The organism is Brevibacillus sp. NPDC058079, from assembly GCF_042885155.1.
Taxonomy (GTDB): domain Bacteria; phylum Bacillota; class Bacilli; order Brevibacillales; family Brevibacillaceae; genus Brevibacillus.
Genome location: NZ_JBHVSO010000001.1, coordinates 880,551 through 900,385, shown reverse-complemented (window position 1 = coordinate 900,385; position 19,835 = coordinate 880,551). Strand labels below are relative to the sequence as shown.

Annotated in this window: 17 protein-coding genes and 1 riboswitch; of the genes, 1 reads left to right on the top strand and 16 read right to left on the bottom strand. The window is 47.3% G+C overall.

Features of this window, described 5'->3' with window-relative positions; all coding sequences use genetic code 11:
- Positions 1 to 9: 9 nt before the first annotated feature.
- The 5 genes from ACFVS2_RS04270 to ACFVS2_RS04250 form a co-directional block, all read right to left on the bottom strand.
- Complete coding sequence (locus ACFVS2_RS04270; protein WP_390231353.1) at positions 10 to 1,095, bottom strand: serine hydrolase domain-containing protein; 1,086 nt, start codon at positions 1,093 to 1,095, stop codon at positions 10 to 12.
- Positions 1,092 to 2,540, bottom strand: coding sequence for a serine hydrolase domain-containing protein (locus ACFVS2_RS04265; protein WP_390231350.1), 1,449 nt, complete (start codon positions 2,538 to 2,540; stop codon positions 1,092 to 1,094). Before ACFVS2_RS04265 ends, ACFVS2_RS04270 begins: the two co-directional genes overlap by 4 nt.
- Before the next feature lie 27 nt (positions 2,541 to 2,567).
- A complete protein-coding gene (locus tag ACFVS2_RS04260; RefSeq protein WP_390231347.1) occupies positions 2,568 to 4,187 on the bottom strand; it encodes an ABC transporter substrate-binding protein in 1,620 nt (539 codons plus the stop codon).
- A 96-nt stretch (positions 4,188 to 4,283) separates the two neighbouring features.
- Positions 4,284 to 5,216 carry a MerR family transcriptional regulator gene (locus tag ACFVS2_RS04255; protein ID WP_390232407.1) on the bottom strand — a complete coding sequence of 311 codons (933 nt, stop codon included), beginning with the start codon at positions 5,214 to 5,216 and terminating at the stop codon, positions 4,284 to 4,286.
- A 265-nt stretch (positions 5,217 to 5,481) separates the two neighbouring features.
- Positions 5,482 to 6,438, bottom strand: coding sequence for a PLP-dependent cysteine synthase family protein (locus tag ACFVS2_RS04250; RefSeq protein ID WP_390231344.1), 957 nt, complete (start codon positions 6,436 to 6,438; stop codon positions 5,482 to 5,484).
- 126 nt (positions 6,439 to 6,564) lie between these two features.
- Here ACFVS2_RS04250 and ACFVS2_RS04245 point away from each other — a divergent pair, with 126 nt between their 5' ends.
- Positions 6,565 to 7,122, top strand: coding sequence for a helix-turn-helix domain-containing protein (locus ACFVS2_RS04245; protein WP_390231342.1), 558 nt, complete (start codon positions 6,565 to 6,567; stop codon positions 7,120 to 7,122).
- Between the two features lie 61 nt (positions 7,123 to 7,183).
- Here the strand turns inward: ACFVS2_RS04245 and ACFVS2_RS04240 are convergent, their stop codons facing one another.
- The 11 genes from ACFVS2_RS04240 to ACFVS2_RS04190 form a co-directional block, all read right to left on the bottom strand.
- A complete protein-coding gene (locus tag ACFVS2_RS04240) occupies positions 7,184 to 8,116 on the bottom strand; it encodes a D-alanine--D-alanine ligase (RefSeq protein WP_390231339.1) in 933 nt (310 codons plus the stop codon).
- Positions 8,117 to 8,160: 44 nt separating this feature from the next.
- Positions 8,161 to 9,651 carry an aminotransferase-like domain-containing protein gene (locus ACFVS2_RS04235; protein WP_390231336.1) on the bottom strand — a complete coding sequence of 497 codons (1,491 nt, stop codon included), beginning with the start codon at positions 9,649 to 9,651 and terminating at the stop codon, positions 8,161 to 8,163.
- A gap of 126 nt (positions 9,652 to 9,777) precedes the next feature.
- Positions 9,778 to 10,032, bottom strand: a complete 255-nt coding sequence (locus ACFVS2_RS04230) for an aspartyl-phosphate phosphatase Spo0E family protein (protein ID WP_390231334.1) — start codon at positions 10,030 to 10,032, stop codon at positions 9,778 to 9,780.
- Between the two features lie 194 nt (positions 10,033 to 10,226).
- A complete protein-coding gene (locus tag ACFVS2_RS04225; protein ID WP_390231331.1) occupies positions 10,227 to 11,489 on the bottom strand; it encodes an aminopeptidase P family protein in 1,263 nt (420 codons plus the stop codon).
- Positions 11,490 to 11,701: 212 nt separating this feature from the next.
- Positions 11,702 to 13,333, bottom strand: coding sequence for a peptide ABC transporter substrate-binding protein (locus ACFVS2_RS04220; RefSeq protein ID WP_390231328.1), 1,632 nt, complete (start codon positions 13,331 to 13,333; stop codon positions 11,702 to 11,704).
- A 27-nt stretch (positions 13,334 to 13,360) separates the two neighbouring features.
- The gene (locus ACFVS2_RS04215) at positions 13,361 to 14,317 is read right to left on the bottom strand and encodes an ABC transporter ATP-binding protein (protein WP_390231325.1); all 957 of its coding nucleotides are present in this window, start codon (positions 14,315 to 14,317) and stop codon (positions 13,361 to 13,363) included.
- A complete protein-coding gene (locus tag ACFVS2_RS04210; protein WP_390231322.1) occupies positions 14,299 to 15,333 on the bottom strand; it encodes an ABC transporter ATP-binding protein in 1,035 nt (344 codons plus the stop codon). The genes ACFVS2_RS04215 and ACFVS2_RS04210 overlap by 19 nt, the downstream gene beginning before the upstream one ends.
- Before the next feature lie 13 nt (positions 15,334 to 15,346).
- On the bottom strand, positions 15,347 to 16,294 hold the full coding sequence (locus tag ACFVS2_RS04205) for an ABC transporter permease (RefSeq protein ID WP_390231319.1): 948 nt from the start codon (positions 16,292 to 16,294) through the stop codon (positions 15,347 to 15,349).
- Positions 16,295 to 16,298: 4 nt separating this feature from the next.
- Entirely contained in the window at positions 16,299 to 17,231 is a 933-nt protein-coding gene (locus ACFVS2_RS04200) for an ABC transporter permease (RefSeq protein WP_390231316.1), read from the bottom strand.
- 109 nt (positions 17,232 to 17,340) lie between these two features.
- Positions 17,341 to 17,445, bottom strand: a riboswitch (SAM riboswitch).
- Positions 17,446 to 17,567: 122 nt separating this feature from the next.
- Entirely contained in the window at positions 17,568 to 18,359 is a 792-nt protein-coding gene (locus ACFVS2_RS04195) for a sulfite exporter TauE/SafE family protein (RefSeq protein WP_390231313.1), read from the bottom strand.
- A gap of 31 nt (positions 18,360 to 18,390) precedes the next feature.
- On the bottom strand, positions 18,391 to 19,809 hold the full coding sequence (locus tag ACFVS2_RS04190) for an MBL fold metallo-hydrolase (RefSeq protein ID WP_390231310.1): 1,419 nt from the start codon (positions 19,807 to 19,809) through the stop codon (positions 18,391 to 18,393).
- Between the last annotated feature and the right edge of the window lie 26 nt (positions 19,810 to 19,835).

Below are 19,835 nucleotides of genomic sequence, written 5' to 3'. Positions count from 1 at the left end.
TTTAAATGGCTAGGGCATAACATAAGGTCGTTCAAATAAAATATTCTCGATTGCCCCTACTGCCTTTTCCGTCAATTCACGTTCCTGATCCACGTTTGTGAGATAAATAATCGTTTTATCTGTTTGAATATATCGTATCAAGTAGCTTCGATACCCCGGCCAGCCTCCACTGTGATGCACGACTTTTCCTGTCACCTGACCTTCACGCAGACGCCAGCCATAACCATAATGAGATATGCTGTTGTCAGTTAGCTGCACGGGGGAAAACGCTCTCTCTAACGTTTCTTTTTTTACCAGCTTTTCTGTGTAAAGAGCTCTGTCCCACTTACGCAAGTCATCCAGTGTTGAACTGACCGCACCGTCTCCCTGAATGCCATCCAGATAAATAACAAAATCGTGCTCACTTGATTGATCTGGTAACACAAATGCTTCAGATTGAGGAGAATATACGTATCCATAGGCGTAATGCTGGATCAACTCAGGAGAATATCTTCGGTTGTACACTTTCGTGTTTTGCATACCTAATGGTTGAAAAATTTGTTGCTGCAAGAAATCGACAAATCGTGTATCAGCTACGTGTTCTACGATAGAAGCCAATAAAGCATAGCCGGTATTACTGTACTCATACCTTTCATTGGGTTGAAACAACACGTCGGGCCGATGCTTGATTAGCTGTTCGAGCATGTCTTGATTCGTAGCGATTTGAGATTTATCCCAATATTGAGAAAACAACTCCATGTAATCTGGCAAACCGGATGTGTGCACAAGTAGATTCTCTACAGTAATATCAGCATAAGGGAAATCCGGAAAGAATTTGTCGACTTTATCTGTATAGTCGAGCTTCCCTTGCTCTTGCAGGATCATGATGCCCATTGCTGTAAACGCCTTGGAAACTGATGCGAGTTCAAATACCGAATGCGGTGACAATCTCTCAGCCGTTTCCAGATTGGCGAATCCTATGGAATTTTGATAAAAAGGTTTCCCTTCTTCCAAAATCAGGATGTTACCGTTCCAATTGTTTTGTTCAGCAATCGTTGATAAAAGCTCATCAAGCTGGCGGCATCTCGCATCACTTACATTGGCTTGCTGGGTCATTTTTCGTTTCCCCCACTCGTTTTTTTATCTTGAATAGTAAATTGTCTTCCAGCAAAAGCCATTCGAGCAATCTTATTATTTTCTAATCTAATAAACCGTGCAGAGCAATCTGTTCCAAAAGCCCGGACTACAAAGATATCTTCAGCAAATGGTCTCATTACGTAGTTTTCTCCCAAAAAGGAGAGCATCAGTTGACCATCTTCCAATCGGATCGGCAATGTCCCAAACTCACTAGAGTGATAGTCCCCCACGAATTGATTCATCGCTTCCTCGGTTAGGAAATCAATCTTGCTAACCAGATGAGAGGTTTCTGGAGGGCGGTTTTCCAGACTATTTAGCGCACCCACCATAACCGCCAAAACCGGCGACAATTCTAGATTGGACAGTGCCACTCCGGCCAGTCCTGTTTCGGGAAAGAAGCACATCTGAGCCGTAACCCCTTTAATACCACCACTATGTTCAACTAGCGTTTTTCCGTAGTAGTCAGTAGTTATGACCAAGCCATACCCGTAAAATTGACCAGGTGCCATATCAGTCGGAAAATAAGGGGTCATCATTTGTTGTACACTTTCAGGTGTCAGGATACGTTTTCCCCCTGCTATAAGCCCACCTTTGCAGAACATGTCCGTATATTGCAGCATATCCCGCACCGTTGATTTTAGGAATCCCGCCGCACGAGAAGCGGGAGTATCCCACCAATTCAGAGATGGAACCACTTCCTTGTGATCACCTCTGTCTTGCTTGATATACAGATTTGTAATATTCTCATAGCCATTCAGCTCTTCCAGAAAAAAGCTCGTGTGCTCCATCCCGATTGGATCTATGATATGCTCCTTAACATAAGCCTCATACGACATCCCGCTGACGCGCGTAATGATCGCTCCCAGCAAGGCAAAACAATCATTGGAATAACTGAACTCTGTACCTGGTGGCCCTAAAAGCTCTAAATCTAATGTAGAAATAACACTCATCAGGTCTTCGTACGTATCGATTGGTACCGTTTCATCTGTCTGGTTTTGCAGGAATGGAAAGTCTTCTAACTCCTTCGCTTCCAAGCTTCGCATTACACTTGCAAAAAATGTTGGCAAGGGAGGAATTCCACTCGTATTCGTCATAAAATGATGAATCGTGATCTGCCCCACATCAATATTTTTCAGACGGAATTCCGGCAAGTATTTGACAACAGGGTCATGTACGGATAACTTACCAGCTTCTTGTAATTGCATGACCGCCACACAGGTAAAGGATTTTGTTATCGATCCTATTCCAAAGACCGTATCGATTGTAACTCCTAACTGCCGTTCCACGTCACGGAAGCCAATTTCGTTACTATAGAAGATTTGACCATCTTTTGCTAATCCCATACAAACACCAGGAACCTGACCGTCTGTTATCATTTTTTGAGCATATTTTTCAAAAGAATCAATCCATCCGATATTTTGCATGCGCTTCTCTCCTTTGTTGACATGTAGTTAGTTCTCGACCCAGCTGTCATTATATGTCGGCATGACAGATGTCCACTTTACTCCTTTTACTCGAGCGTTTATGACAGTAAAGGCCTTCTCGTAATAGAGAGGGACAACATACGCTTGCTCAATCAGTTGCTTTTGTACATCCATATACACTTGCTTTCTGGCATCAGTCTGTATGGTTGTACGCCCTTTTAAAAGGAGGGCATCCAGCTTGTCATCTTTTACACCAGACAGGTTGTAGACACCGCTGGAATGAAAATAAAAGTATAAAATATCAGGGTCATCATAGGCGCCGGATATCAACGTTACATCAAAATTTCCTTTTACGACTTCCTGCATGTACCCTGCTATTTCCAGATTCTGAATCATTATGTTGATACCAGCCTCTCTCAGCATGGCTTGGAGCAATTGGGCTTCTTTGTCAAAATCTGCGGTACTGAGTAACTTCAGACTCAGTGTTTTTCCGTCTTTTTCTCTCACACCATTTCCGTTTACTCTCCAACCAGCATCGTCCAACAATTTCTTTGCTTCGTCCACACTATACGCGTATCCGTACTTCTCTAAAGATTTGTCATACCCTAGCGTCGATGGAGATAACGGTGTATGGGCTACTTCGCCTTCTCCCTGCGTAACAGCTTGGATAATGGCTTCTTTATTGACGAGCATTTGAAATGCTTTTCGCACCTGAATATCTTCAAATGGTGGTCTCTTCAGATTCATCTCCATCAATAATCCCAGACCAGGGCGTAAGCGCTCTATCACTTCATATTTCGAATTATTCCGATAATAACTTGCATCTTTCACAGGTATTTCCGTGGCTACATCGATAGCACCACTCTCTAGCGATAACAACCTGAGTTGGCTGTCAGCAATCGCTTTTATGACAAGTTTGTCTGCTCTTGGAGGACCTTGATTTTCATAATATGGCTCTCCCCACTGAAAAGCTTCATTTCTAACATAGGTGACACCTTCGCCCGTTTTCCAGCTCTCAAACTTCCACGGGCCTACTCCGACAGGACTCCGGCTATAGTCCTCTCCTGCCTTTTCAATCGCTTTTAACGATAGCGGCTGTGTTACATAATTCCCTAGCGAATCGAGAAAGGCAGTATTAGGTTCATGTAGTTCCAGAACGAGGGTCTGATCGTCTGGCGCTTTCACGCTTTTTATTGGAGCCATTACTTCAGCGGCTGTTTTTGCTTTTGTCTGCGGATTGAGAACACGATCGAAGGTTTCCTTAAAACTTTTTGCAGTCAGAGGTGTTCCATCGTGAAAGGTAATCCCGGAACGAATGGTGAAGGTCCACGTTTTGCCATCCTCAGAAATTTTATAGTCACTAGCCAGAGAGGGCTTGTATTCGTTTGAGGCAGGATCCTTATATAGCAGTGATCCACCGAGCAACCAGGTATAGACCCCAGCAGATCCAGCAGACATGTGAGCATCTAACGTATCCGGTTCATAAGGGTACGCTACTGTAATGGTTCCACCCGTTTTAGGTTCAGCACTCTCCTGTTGCTCGGCTGGCACAGTTGTTTGCGTGCTGCAACCAACCACCAAGAACAAACATAGAGTGACAAATCCCCTCCAAAAGACACTGTACGTTTTTCGCTTGTTTCTCTTCATGTGTCAGCATGCCACCTCCTAGCCTTTTCTTTTGGAAACAAGTTCCGATGATGACAGATGATTTCACCTCCTTCGCAAGCTGTAACAAAGAGTGCATTACTCTTCATCCAGTTGTTGAAGCTTCCACTGTAATCCTTGGTAGAATAATTCATTTGTTTTCATATACGCTTGCAGACCTGGGTACAGGATTGAACAAATTCTTCTGAAGCGTTCGAGATTTTCTGATTGGTTTGAAAGCAACCTTTCCGCAAATCGACGGAAAAATGACTGCGAGACAGGGAGTTCGTCAACATCGGCAAACAGCAAGACATACTCTTGAATATTCGCCTGTACGACAGGACTGTCTGGAGTTGCATGTTGCTCCGCTGCTTTCAACAACTGTTTAAGGTTTTTAAGCATTCTGGCGCTCCACATCTCCACACTGATCTTAGGTAGGTGAACTACTTCTAGGAAGGACATAACATCTTGCTGCATCTCCTGGACAATCTGTGGATCATTAAACATTTCCTCCAACTCATCTAATGCAGCCGTTTGTGCTGCCGAAAGCTTGCCTTCCAGCAACGAAGAGACGTTAACCCCTAACAAAAATATCTCTCGCCATTCAACTGGGAATTGTTCAGGAAAAACGGACGAAACCATTTTTTCCAAAATAAACTTTTCTCGTTCCAATGCATCTGTAGAAATGGATTCAATTAGCTCGTGCATATAGCTCAAAGAATCACTGCCACCCTTACTCTCCTTTGTTTGTTCCAAAATGGATTTCATGCTGGCAAGAGTACGCATTTGGATGTCCAAAGCTTCAATTTGCCATTCTATCGCCATATCAACAGGTATATCCCCAGCTAACATTCTCTTGATCTCATCAATCCCAAAGTTTAAATAGCGAAGGGTTAGGATCAGTTTTAACCGCCATATTTCCTCTGCCGTATACATACGATGACCTCCAGGAGTTATCTCAGCAGGTGAAAGCAGGCCGATCTCGTCATAATAACGAACAGTGGGTACAGAAGATCCTGTCATTTTCGCCACTTGTCCGATGAAGAACTTCACGTCCTTCGTTGTTCGATCAGTTTGTTGATTTTGTGTGGTGTCTAATCTGTTCCTCGCCTTTCCGTGCACGTTACAACACCTCCTAACCAATTATAAAACCTCTAGTAACTTGAGATTCAAGGGGCAATATGTCAACTGATGATCATGCGTTCACCGTAGTGTAATTTGAACATGAAAAAGCCTGGTGCTTGTTGTCACCTGGCTTCTTAAACTCGTAAGGTTTACATGATCGGACGGTTGAAGGTTATTCATAGAGATCTGTGCTTAGATATTTGAGCCCTGAATCATTAATCGTCAACACAATATCTGCTCCTTTTTCTTTCCCTTTCAAAAGATGTAAGGCAGCCGCAACATTTGCTCCTGAAGAAAATCCTGCGAATATTCCTTCTTTTCTTGCTAGTTCTCTTGTAACTTGTGTCGCTTCTTCATCTGTAACATGGATGTAGTCTGTAACCAAGTTTTTATCCAGAAGAGGTAAATCCATGGAATATCCCCCACCTTGGATCTTGTGATTGAGGTTAGTAGCAGCTTTACCAGAGTAGAACGGTGCGGTGTTTGGTTCAACTAAATAACACCGAATGTTGGGATTATACTTTTTTAACGTTTTTGCACAACCTGTAAAAGTGCCACCAGAACCTGCAAAATCAAGGAAAACGTCTACTTTTCCATTCGTTTGTTTCCAAATTTCTTCCCCCGTGTGAAATTCATGAGCATGAATATTGCCAATGTGATGAAATTGGTCTGCACGGAACGCATTTCTTTCTTTTGTTATTTGCTGCGCAACTTCTTCCACTTTAGCAAGATCTTCTCCAGAAACTTGCCCTATTGGAGAACCAGGCGCTTGGTCTACTAAAACAACTTCTGCTCCCAGTGCTTGCATCATCCTCGCTCTTTCCAGTGAATTTCCTTTTGACATGACAGCAACGAATTTATACCCTTTGACTCCGCAAACAATCGCAAGCCCTGTCCCTGTATTGCCACTCGTTAATTCCACCACAGTATCATTTGGATTTAGTATTCCAGCCTTCTCAGCCTCTTCAATGATCTGCAAGGCGATTCTATCCTTTTTGCTAAAGCCTGGATTTAAATATTCCAGTTTGGCGAAAATATTTCCATCGAGATTTTCTGTTAGCCTAGAAAGATGAACCATGGGAGTGTTACCAATCGCTTGATGAACGCCCGATAAAATCGTGTTCTCCATAGACATAGCGCCTCTTTTCGTATATTTTGGACTATATAGTGTCTGCTTCAAACTATATATAGCTCGATTGTAAAGTATAACGTACATGCGTGCAATATAGCGTCCGTACTCGATGGAGGGTATTTAATGGAAGAATTTCAGACAAATATTGGAGAGAACATAAAGCGTATTCGGAAAGAAAGAAACTTGAGCTTGGATAAAACTTCTGAAATAACAGGAGTTAGCAAAACAATGTTAGGACAAATTGAAAGAGGCAAGTCGGCTCCAACTATCACAACCCTTTGGAAAATTGCTAGCGGGTTGCGCTTATCCTTTTCTTCACTCGTTAGTCAATACAAGCCGAATGTTACGATCGTAAAAAAGAAGGAAGTAAATCCGATTATTGAAAATAACGGACAGTATCGTGTATATCCACTGGTACCGTACAATCCAGAACAACAGTTTGAGATCTTCTCGGTAATCCTTGAACCAGGATGCGAGCATATAGCAGAACCGCATTCAACAGGGGTTGAGGAATTCATTCTCGTAAATGAAGGCACGCTAGAGGTTGTTGTCAATGAACAAGTTTATATAGTTGAGCCAGAGGATACTCTTATTTTTAAAGCAGACAGGCCTCACATTTATCGAAACAACGGAGATCGTATCGTAAAGTGTTCCGTAGTCATTCACTACTCTAGTCAATGAAAACAAAGAGAAACCCCACTACATGTAGGGTTTCTCTTCCGTTAGGTCACTAGCATAATTGCTAGTCGTTAGCAGTGTTCCCCCATTGCTGTTTCCGCTCATGGAGAGAGCTCGCAATAATACGGTCCAGCAGCTGTGTAAAAGTCATACCTGCTGCAGCTGCACTCTTTGGAAACAGGCTGTTGGCAGTCATCCCCGGTAAGGTGTTCACTTCTAGCACGTAAGGCATATCTTCACACAAAATCATATCGACCCTTGCATAGACCTTGCACTGCAGCAGTCGGTAGCTGGCGAGCGCCGCCTCGCGTACACGCTGCTGAGTAACGGAAGGAAGCTCGATCACCTTCTCCTCCGCGCCGCCGTCCTCATATTTCGCTCGGTAGTCGAACCACTCTGAATGCGCGGAGCGAATGCCGATAATCGGTAGTACTTCGCCATCCAGAATTGCGCAGGTAAGCTCCGTCCCTTTCAAATAGGGCTCAATTAAGATTCCCTGATCCAAATGGCGGGCTTCCTGAACTGCTGACAGCAGCTCCTTCTCATTATGCACGAGCTGGACACCGATGCTGGATCCTCCCATGTTCGGCTTCACAATCACCGGGTAACTTAATTGCTCTACGGCCTGAGGATCATAAACGTCCTTCCAGTAAAGTCCTGCAGGCGTTTGAATGCCTGCCTCCTTCAGCAGCATTTTGGACAGTTGCTTATTCATACATAGGCTACTTGCCAGGACACCGCTTCCTGTATATGGAATACCCAGTGTCTCCAGCGCTCCCTGTACCGTGCCATCCTCACCATATTGGCCATGCAGCGCCAATAGCGCGAAATCGATGCCTTCCTGCTGAATCTGAGTGATTAAATCCGCTCGCTGCGAAACGACAATGGGAACTGCCTCATAACGAGTGCGATCCAAATGATTGATCATCTCTTGACCAGTCTTCAGAGAAACCTCACGCTCAGAAGAAATACCACCCATAATAACGCCTATCTTCATGATGACACCTCATTTTTCTCAAATGGTTGTGCGGCTTGTAATCGTTATGTCTCAAGAAAGCGACGCGCCTGTTTGCCGATGATCTGAATCCCCCGCTCGATATTTTCATCCGTTACTCGTGAAAAACCAAGTCGCAAGGTATTCGTCCCTGTTCCTTCTTGAATAAAAAATTTGTCCCCCGGTGTAAAAATGACACCGTGCTCTGTGCAAGCTTCTAGCAGTTGGCGTGTATTTACCGCTATCGGAAAGGTAAGAAACAAATGCAAGCCCCCGTCGCCAGACAGTTGCGCCTCGGGGAGATGTGCTTCACAGCATGCCTTCGTCAGCTCATATTTGCGCTTATATTCCATACGGGCCTTTTTTACATATTTATCGAAATTTCCATTCAGCAAATATTGATAGAGTATCGATTGATCGATGGTTGATGTATGAATGGTGCGTGCACGCTTAATGCTTTCCAGATTATCGATTAGTGCCTTGTCTCCGAGCACCCAACCCACTCGCAATCCAGGGAACAGCACTTTGGAGAAGCTACCAATATAGATGACTCCGTTCCCTTGACCTGCTGTCGCGATTAATGGCGCAACATGCGCTCCCGAGTAGCGCAGCTCCTCATTGAATCCATCCTCAATCACCGGAATCTGATAGCGCATCAGTAATTTCATAACGGCACTACGCTTCGCAGGCGACATGACAATACCTGTCGGATTGTGATAGGAAGGAGTCAAATAGGCCAGATCGAAGCTGTTTGTCTGCTTCTGCAATAAAGCATCAAGCTGCTCTACATCAATACCATCACTCTCCATCGGAATGCCGGTAATCTCAAATCCCTGCAGCTTTAAATTCTTGATCGCTGTATGATGAGTTGGATTTTCACAAATGGCTGCTCCACGGCGAGCAGAAGGGCGCAGTGCTGACAGTACTATGTCAAAACCTTCTGTAAACCCGCTTGTAATCAGCATATCCTTGCCGCTTAAATCGACGCCCTTATTCTCCATATAACGCATCAAGTAATCGATTAGTGGCTTGTAGCCCTTGGCATACCCGTAATTGAGCAGCACTTGCCCTTCGATTGCCATCCGATCCATAAAGGCTCGCCTTACATCCCCCAGATCAAACAACTGCTCATCCGGCGCGATGCTTGTGAACGAAATAGTTCCTTTTTTGGCGCGAATGCCCTGCTTCATCATGTCCAGCTCTGCAGCGGATACAGCATATTCGTTCATTCGAGCCTTCCAGTCGATCTGCCAGGAGTCGGAGCCGTCAGCTCCTCCTTTATCCGCAGCCAAATGGCCCTCCATAGCGGTAACATAGCTGCCTTTGCCGGGAATCGCATACGCAAATCCGTCATCCGCTAGGCCTTCATAGGCTGCAATCACTGTATTGCGGCTCACCTTTAGTAGACTGCTCATTTCTCGTGTGGAGGGCAGCTTTTGATCCGCCTGAAGCGCGCCTTTGATTATTAAACGTTTGACGTATTCTTTCACTTGTATCGCGACTGGACGGTCACCAACAAGCTTGAAATCCTGGAACATCCTTCATCGCCCCCGTCTATAATGATGGCATGGGAGACGAGAGAAAAAAAGAACCACCGCACTGGATTTTTCATCCTTCGGTGGTTCCTCTTTTGCGATCATTTTTTAGTAGGCCGATAGAATTCTTCACCAGATGCTATCTGCTTTATGGGTGTTTTGTGCCATCACAATATATTTGTCCAATTGCTGGCTTACATCCAAAACTGCGTCACTAGTAAGACCATGTGTTCCTGCCAATTCAATCATTTGTTGTCGTAGTTGTTCGATGCTTGTTTCTAAATCTAAGTGATGGCGACTTGCTTCTATTCCCGCGCCCCAGATCGTGCACTTACTTTTCGGGGCACCTTCTAATTCTCTTTTCGGGGATGTTCCTAGGTGCACAGGGACGTCCCTTTCTAATGAACTGGCGAGAGCTTTTATGTTAAGCACCTCCTGTTTTTACAAATTATTACATTAACAAGTATAAATGAATATGCAAGAATTCAACAACTAAGAAAAAATTGAATAGAAAAAAACATCCTATCGAAAGGATGTTTTTTCTGTAATGGATGAATCCATTCGCTCGTAAGCGTTCGCTATTCCTTTTTGCCAATCAACAATTCCACGTCTTCGATTTCCTTCGGGATCTGCGGTGAGAGCACCTCGCAGCCGTCTTCTGTTACTAACACATTATCTTCAATCCGAATCCCAATCGCTTCTTCCTCTATGTACAGACCAGGTTCAATCGTGATCACCATACCAGGTTGCAAAGCAGCACTGTAATCCGAGACATCGTGCGTATCCAGTCCAAGGTGATGAGCCACGGAATGATAGTAGTATTTGGGGAGCTCACTGCTTTCTTCGATGAGGCCGAGGCGCAGCAAGCCGTCTGTCAGGACTTGTTTCGTGACATCATTGAGTTGTGTGAGTGTGATACCAGGCTTGACTGCTTCGATGGTCTTGATTTCTGCTTCGAGCACGAGTTGATAGATCGCTTTCTGACGTTCTGTAAAGCGACCATTCACGGGAAACGTTCGCGAAATATCAGCCGAATAGTAGTTCGATGTTGCACCGAGGTCAAGGAGGACCAAGTCACCATCTTCCGCACGCTGATTATTCGCTTCATAGTGCAAGACAGTAGCATTGATTCCGCTAGCGATAATAGGTAAATAAGGCAGCTCGCGAACACCATGCGACTTCAACGTGAAATCATAGTGCGCCTCTAGCTCATATTCCATGCTTCCAGGACGTGCATGCGACCACATGCGCCGGATTGCTTCATCTGTGATCGCAATCGCACGTCTGATTTCTTCGATCTCTGCCGGACTTTTCACCATACGCAGTTCTTTCAGCCATGGGCCCGCATCGTGAATCTGCAGGGTCCGGTATTTCTTCTGTGCGTCTTCGGCAAAAGTCTCTGCAGGAGTCTGCTCGTCGCTCCACAGATAGCGATACAAGTCGAGATAGAGCGAGTACTTGCCTTCACAGCGCCTCATAAAGGTTCCAAATGACTCCAGCCACTCATCGAGATAGTCAAAGTGTTCGATACCAGACTGCTCTTTCGCCTCTTGATCTGATAAGACGGCCCCTGTCCATTTCGCTTCCAGCTCATTTGGGCGCTGAAGAAATAACGTTTCGGTCACGATGCCAGCGCGTTTCGTGATCATGAGAATGAGATTGCTTCGCGCAATACCGGTTAGATAATAGAAGTTGCGGTTCGGTGAAAACGGATATTTATCGTCATTGCTGCGTGTCTTGACAACCCCTGAAAATAGGACAAGTGCGCTGTGATCAGGCATTTTTTCCGCGAGTCTTTGACGGCGATTGATAAACTCTTTTGAATCCATAGTTATTGTCATTTGTAGTAGACCCCTTCATTCGTGAATTTCTTCATCGCTTGATCCAGCATAGGAAAGGCGCTCTTATCCTTTCTTCTATATTTTAGGATACTTTCATCATTTGGGAAACGAGTTTCGCAATAAACCTATTATTGCGTTCATAAAACAAAGAGCAGATGCTTTAGGCAATCTGCTCTTTGTTCTAGTAAATGACGACCGCATTTTATTAATCGTTACTCTGCCACTCTTTTCGCCCAACGCAGGTCCGGTGTCCCGGTTACACTGAAGCGGATGCCTTCGACCTTTTTGCTGTTGAGGTAGTTTTCGTTATTGAAATAAACCGGGATGACGGGCATGTCCTGCATCAAAATGGTTTCAGCGTCGTGCAGAAGCTTCATGCGTGCTTCCTCGTTTTGCTCAACCTTTGCTTTTTCGATCAGCTCGTCAAACTTCGGATTGGCCCAGTTGGTGAAGTTGCGGGAGCTTTTCCCTGTATACAGCTCCAGCATCGCGAGCGGATCGAGGTAATCGCCGCCCCAACCCATGCGGGCAATCTGGAAGTTTTTCTGCTTGAACGTATCGATGTACGTTTTCCATTCTTGATTTTCCAGCTTCACTTGCACACCTAAGTTTTGCTTGAACATTTCTTGTAGCGCTTCGGCGATCTTCTTATGGTTTTCCGCGGTGCTGTATTTCAGTGTAATTGGCGGAAGCTCTGTCCAGCCTTCTTCCTTCAAGCCTTCAGCCAGGAGCTGCTTCGCCTTAGCCGGATCAAACTGATAGTAAGGCGCTACTTCTTCTCGGAAGTCCTTGCCGGAAGGAGTTTTTACCCCAAATGGAGTATAACCGTACGCCGGGAGCTGGCCTCCCTTGGTCACGTTTTTCGTCAGGATGTCCCGATCGATCGCGTAGGAAAAGGCCTGACGAATTTTCGCATTAGTGAATGGCTTTTCCTCTACGTTGAACGTGTACGTATAAATGCTGTAGTCCGGGAATGATTTGTACTCTTCTTTTTCTTTTTCTTGCTCAATTACGTCGATCGGCAGGGAGTCAATCAGGTCGAGCGCTCCTGTTTTGAACATCTGGTAGTAGGTAGTTGCTTCGTTGACCATCTTGAAGTGGACGGTTTCCATCGTTACCTTTTCTTTCTCCCAGTAGCTCTGACTTTTGGCGATTGTCAGTTGACTGTTGTGTTCCCAGCTCTCCACGGTGTACGGGCCATTGGTCACGATGCCTTTCGCTTCGGCCGCCCAGTTTTTGTCTGCATCCACGACTTTTTTGTTCACCGGCAAATAGGCGCGACTCATCATGATTTTCGGGAAATAGGTGATCGGGTCTTTCAATCCAACGATGAGTGTGCGGTCATCCTTTGCCTTAATCTGAACGTCATCCACGCTACCTTTGCCCGTGTTGTATGCCTCCGCGCCTTGTATGTAGTAGAGTGCGGATGGTTCATAGGCGGCAGTCTGCGGATTCAGCACGCGTTTCCATGAGTATTCGTAGTCATGCGCCGTCAACGGATCGCCGTTCGACCATTTCATCTCGGGGCGCAGGGTAAACGTGTAGGTTTTTCCGTCCGGGGAGACTTCCACCTTTTCTGTTGCCCCTTCGCTGATGTCTCCATTTTGGCTGTATCGGTACAATCCTTCGTACAGATGGTCAATCACCCAGTACGAGGTGGTATCGGAAGCGAATGCCGGGTCTAAAGTGTACGGTTCGCCCCGCAGGTTAGCGGTAATGACTTGTTTGACGGCTGCTCCCGTCTGTTGATCGGAAGACGTAGCCGGTTTATCGCTGCCGCACGCAGAAAGCGCAGGTACAGCGAGCGCCAGCAATGCGGCAAAAGCGAGCAATCCCTTTTTCATTATGATTTCCTCCTTGTTCTCCTCTGTCTACTGTACAAGATGGCAAGCGATCCAGTGTCCGTCCCTCACCTCCTTCCAATCCGGCGCTGTTTCGGCGCAAACGCCTTGGGCAACCGGACATCTGGTGCGAAACGGGCAACCGCTTGGCGGATGAATCGGGCTGGGCGGTTCTCCGGTCAGTACAATCTGCTCCCGCTCTTCGCGCTGGGCAGGATGGGAGATCGGCATGGCCGAGATCAACGCCTGCGTGTACGGATGTATCGGCGTGGCAAACAACTCCTCGCTCGGGGCAAGCTCCATCATCTGCCCCAGATACATCACACCAATCCGGTCGCTGATGTGCTTCACCATCGACAGGTCATGGGCGATAAACAAATAGGTGATGGACCGCTCTGCCTGGAGATCGGCTAAAAGATTGACGATTTGCGCCTGAATGGACACATCTAGTGCGGAGATGGACTCGTCTGCCACGATAAAGCTGGGCTCCACCGCAAGCGCACGGGCGATTCCGATCCGTTGTCGCTGACCGCCGCTGAATTCATGCGGAAAGCGTTTTGCGTGGCTTGGTTGCAATCCTACTAGCTCCAGCAGCCGATAGATGCGTTCTTCTCGCTCTTTTCCTTTTGCCAAACCATAGGAGTCGATTCCTTCGGCGATGATGTCGCCCACCCGTAAACGCGGATTGAGTGAGGCCTGCGGATCCTGGAAGATCAGCTGCATGTGGCGGTTTGCTTCCCATCGCTCACGTCTATCCATCGTGGCGATGTCTTTGCCTTGAAACAGAATGCGACCCGCAGTAGCCGGGTACAGGCCCACGATCGTCCTGCCCAGCGTAGACTTGCCGCAGCCGCTTTCCCCAACGATTCCGAGCGTCTCCCCTCGCCTGATTTCAAAAGAGACTCGGTCAACAGCTCTAACCCGTTGGCCTCCGCCAATCTCAAACGATTTAGCGAGATTCTCCACCCCTACAATGTTGTCAACCATGTGTCTCCCTCCCTGCTACCATCCACGCTTCTGCTCTTTTGGGCACGCGGGTCGTTCAGCCAGCAGCTCGCCTCATGCTGATTAAAAAACGAATTCGATTGCGGCATATGCTCTACGCAAATTTCCATGGCAAATCGGCAACGTGTAGCGAACGGGCAACCGGCAGGCGGACGAAACAGATCCGGTGGTGTCCCTTCGATGGGGATCAGCCGCTCTTTTTTACCTGCATCGAGACGTGGCACAGACTGCAACAGTCCTTGTGTGTATGGGTGGCGCGGGTTGTCAAATATTTCTCCAACTGGGCCGCTCTCCACCACTACGCCTGCGTACATTACCGCGACATGATCGGCCACCTCTGCGACGACGCCCAAATCGTGTGTGATCAAAATGACCGAAGTGTTCAACTGCTCTTGCAACTCTTTCATCAGACGAAGGATCTGCGCCTGAATGGTCACGTCGAGCGCTGTCGTCGGCTCGTCGGCGATAACCAACTGCGGTTGGCAGGCAAGCGCCATGGCGATTCCGACACGCTGCCGCATACCTCCGCTTAGCTCATGCGGATATTGTTCAAATCGCCTCGCCGCCTCCGAAATGCCTACCCTCTCCAGCAGTTTCAACGCCTCTTCCTTTGCTTCCGTCTTCGTCTGCTTAAGATGTTTGATTAGCCCTTCCGCAATCTGCTGACCGATTTTCATCGTGGGGTTCAGTGAGGTCATCGGGTCTTGAAAGATCATACCGATCTGCGAGCCACGAACCTGCTGCCATTCCAGCTTCGTCAGCCCCGTCAGTTCACGCCTACGAAACCGAATGCTACCGCCTTTTACCTGACCGGATCGCGGAGGAATCATCCCCATCAATGCCCGAGCGGTCACACTTTTTCCACAGCCGCTTTCCCCGACAATTGCCAACGTCTCCCCCTCCTTTACAGAAAAGGAAACCCCTCTTACTGCCTGCACCTCTCCGCCGTACGTGCGAAAGGAGACGCGCAGCTGATCTACTTCCAACAATGGCTTCACGATGTACTCCCCCTCATTTCCTAATCCGCGGGTCCAGTGCGTCCTGCAAACCATCCCCGAGCGCGTTGCACGCGAACATGGTAAGGGAAATCATGAATCCCGGAAAAAACAGCCGCCACCACTGTCCGCTCAGCATAACCGCTAGCGCGTCGTTGGCCATGGTTCCCCAGCTGGCGGTTGGCGCTTGCACACCCAGCCCAAGAAAGCTGAGAAACGATTCGGCAAAAATCGCATGCGGTATCGTAAAGGTCAGGTTGACGATGATGACGCCGATCGTATTTGGCAGCAGATGTTTGATGATAATTTTGGCATGAGAGGTACCCAACTTTTCTGCAGCCAGCACAAACTCCTGACGCTTGATCTGCATGATTTGTCCTCTGACCAGGCGGGCCATTCCGACCCAACCAGTTAGTGAAAGGGCAATAATAATCGTTGTGAGACCAGGCTCCAGAACCACCATCAGTAGAATTACCACCAGCAGATACGGAATGCTGTACAGAATTTCAGCCAATCGCATCAGGATGTTGTCCACACGGTCGCCCAGCTTGTTCCTCCCTGCCATGTAACCGGAAATCCCGCCGACGCATACACCGATCACTAGGTCGATAGCAGCTGCCGCCACACCAATAAACAAAGAGATTTGACCGCCTACCCAGGTACGTGCCCACATGTCCCGACCCAAGTCATCTGTTCCAAACCAATGCTCGCCCGACAACGGCAGATTACCCTTCGTCAATGACTGTTCATGCGGGCTGTGGGGAACGAGAATCGGACCGATGATCGAGAGGGTTACCACTGCCATGAGCAGGAAGAACCCAAGCATTGCCAGCTTGTTGCGGCATACCCGCTGCAATACCTCCTGCCAATACCCAAGACTGGGACGTTCCCGAATTTCTTCGGATAGCCTGTTTCGGTCTACTGGTCGAAACAGGCTATCCAGTTGTGTTGCCTGATTGGCCATAACGCTACTTCCCTCCACTCGTCAATCTGATGCGCGGGTCAATCACCCGATACAGTAGGTCGATGATGTACAAAGTAAAAATGAGCACAAAGCTGTAAAACACTGTCGTTCCCAAAATAACGGGATAATCGCGGTTAAAAATACTTTCCACGAAGTATTTGCCGAGCCCGGGAATGGCGAAAATCTTTTCCACCACAAAGGTTCCCGTCATCAGGTTGGCAAACAGCGGACCGATAAAGGTAAGAACCGGCAGGATGGCATTGCGCATCCCGTGTCTAACGACAATAGAAAAGGTGCCAAGCCCTTTCGCCTCCGCCGTGCTTATGTATTCCTGTTGCCAAACCTCAAGCATGCTGGCTCGTACGAAACGGGCGATAATGGCGAGCGGACCGATAGCGAGCGCAAGCGTTGGAAGTATCGAATGCTCCCAGCTCCCCCACGCAGCAACGGGAAGAAGCTCCCATTTGACCGCCATGTACTTGATCAAAAGTGGCGCCAGAATAAAACTGGGGACGGAGATCCCAATGATGGCTGCAAACATAGACAAGAAATCCAAGGTTCGATTGTGATAGAGTGCCGCTACGATTCCCAGTGTGATTCCACCTGCCAGTGCGACAATAAAGGACTGGAGTCCCAGAACAGCCGATGCGGGGAATCCCTCTGCAATCAGCGTGTTCACATCCCTCGTCTTGGACTGGATAGAGGGCCCCAAGTCAAATTGCAGCAATCCTTTCAGATAGAGCAGGTACTGTACCGTGATTGGCTGATCCAGGTTGTACTCCGCCCGCATGTTCTTTACCACTTCTTCTGGAAGCATTTTGGCGTCAGACGCGAACGGGTCACCCGGAATCAGGTGCATGGTCACAAACGTTACCGTGACAATAATCCAAAGGGTAACGATCATGAGAAAGCCACGCTTGACCGCATAATGAAGCACGTTGTTTCCTCCTTCACATAATACAAAGTAAAAAGATATGAATACTATGAATTATAAATATAGAAAACCCCTCTCCGAAAAGAAGAGGGGCAATTACACGGTTCCCACCTTCTCATCTCGCAGAATAACTCCGCAGGAATTGGCACCGTAAGGTCAATCAGACCAAGGTTGCCGGGTTTCATCGGGCCAGTCCCTCCACCACTCTAGATAAGAATGTTCTATGAAATTTAATTTCATCGTAAAATTCTTTTTTATCTTATCATTTTACTCGGATATGTCAATCCTGTTCCATAACAATTGATTTTTCTTTATTTTATTTATGAAAAAAGTAAATCTTCACACACGTATGAATATGAGGATATCAGCCCAGATCTTAATCGTGGTGGCTAGGATCAACAAGGCCAGAATGGTTTGGAGAACCCGTGTATCCAAACGTTTGCTGACCTTCGTACCGAGCGGCGCTGCCATGATACTGGCGATTACCATGATCACGGATGGCCACAGTAATATGTCGCCCGCCATCCATTTCCCTGCAGTCGAACCGATGGAAGAAAGAAAGGTAATGGCAAGAGATGAAGCAATCGTAACTCTTGTCGGGATCTTGAGAATGATCAACATGATGGGAACCAAAATAAAAGCGCCAGCTGCCCCGACAATTCCGGAAGCGCCTCCGACAATCAAAGCGGATAATACGGCTGTTGGTTTATGAAAGATAACCTCGTACTGTTCACGTTCGTCCATTCGCTTTTTTGGCAGGAACATCAAGATTACAGCAATAGTGGCCAGGATGGCGTAAACGATATTGATGGCTTCTGCCGAGAGATATTTTCCTCCATACCCTCCAAGCAAGCTTCCTACGATAATGGCACTTCCCATGTACCGAACGAGCTGGTAATGAATAAGCTTATCTTTTCGCAGAGTCCAAACAGCAGCTAGGGTGGCAAAAAATACTTGGATTGCACTTATTCCGGATACTTCGTGAGCTGTGTAAGCAACGAATCCAAGGGCGGGCGGAATGTACAGAAGCATCGGATACTTGATGATGGAGCCCCCGATTCCGACGAGACCAGAAATAAATGATCCCGCGAAACCGATAACAAACAGTGTGATCACAAGGTCGATAGTCATACGCTCACCCTTTGCAACACCTCGATTCGTTTTACCCTCGTTCTACGACTGCCAAGCCGTCTTTTTGCCATTTCAAGATTCCGCCGCTCAAATTCATGACATCCTTGAATCCATTTGCCTGAAGAATGCTTGCGCCAATAGCGGATCGGGCACCGGAACGGCACTGTACGAGAAGAGGCTTATCGTGAGGAATCTCATCCAGCCGCATGGCGAGCGTACCGAGCATGATGTGCTGTGCATCCGGAATGTGTCCTTCCTTCCACTCAGTCAGATTACGTACATCTACTACGTGAACCTCTCCCTTTCCCACCCGTTCTGCAATCTCCAACGGTGTTACCTCTTCGATTGTCTCGAGCGAAGACACTTCACTTTCCATCAGCTTGCCGCTGTCGATAAAGCCTGTAACATGATCAATCCCTACGGAATGTAAGGCTAGCAAAATCTCGTCCAGCTGATCTGGTGTGGCCAGAATATGTACCGGACGATTGTAATCAACGATCCAGCCCGCCCAGTTGGCGAATGACTTGTTAAAAGGAATGTGAAGTGTTCCCTCCAGATGCCCCTTCGCAAAATTCTGGAAAGGACGCGTATCGATAATCTGTCCGTTTTCCAGCGATTCCTTTACCTGTTCAAACGAGTTGAACTCTTGAACAACAGGGAGTTCGTTGAGCAAGGCAGGACCTTCCTTATTCACTCGTTTCATCACTGCAAAATACGTTGGTGGCTCTGGTTGTCCATCCAGGAGTGCCTTGACGAATTCCTCTTCACTGGAGTGTGCCATCGCCCAGTTAAAGAGCTTTTCATAACCGACGGTAGAAGACGGCACGGCCCCCAGTGCTTTGCCGCAAGCACTTCCTGCGCCATGAGCTGGCCATACCTGCATATAATCCGGCAGTTGCTTGAATTTTTGGAGGGACTGGAACATGGCTCTTGCACCTGACTCGGACGTACCCTTCATTCCCGCTGCTTTTTCGAGCAAGTCCGGTCTGCCGATATCGCCGACAAAGACAAAATCTCCCGTAAAGATCCCGATGGGGCGATCTGCATTCCCTCCGAGGTCTGTCAAAAGGAAGGAGATGCTTTCGGGTGTATGGCCAGGCGTATGCATAACTTCAAATAGCAAGTTCCCGATAAAAAAGCGATCCCCATCGTGGACAAGCTGATGGTTCAAACCTTCCAAGTATTGATATTTCCAATCTTCATCGCCCTCATTGGATAAAAACAGCTTCGCCTGATAGGCTGCGCCCAGTTCCCTGGCACCAGAGACAAAATCAGCGTGAATGTGGGTTTCCGTTGCGGCTACAATGGTAACCCCCTCTGCTTTGGCGACTTGAAAATAAGGAGCCAGATTGCGGGCGGGATCGATTACAATCGCCTCCCCGGTTTTTTGGCAGCCGACCAGATAAGATGCATGGGCCAGTTTTTCATCATAAAAGTAACGCAACAACATGATACATTCCTCCTTTAACACGTCTG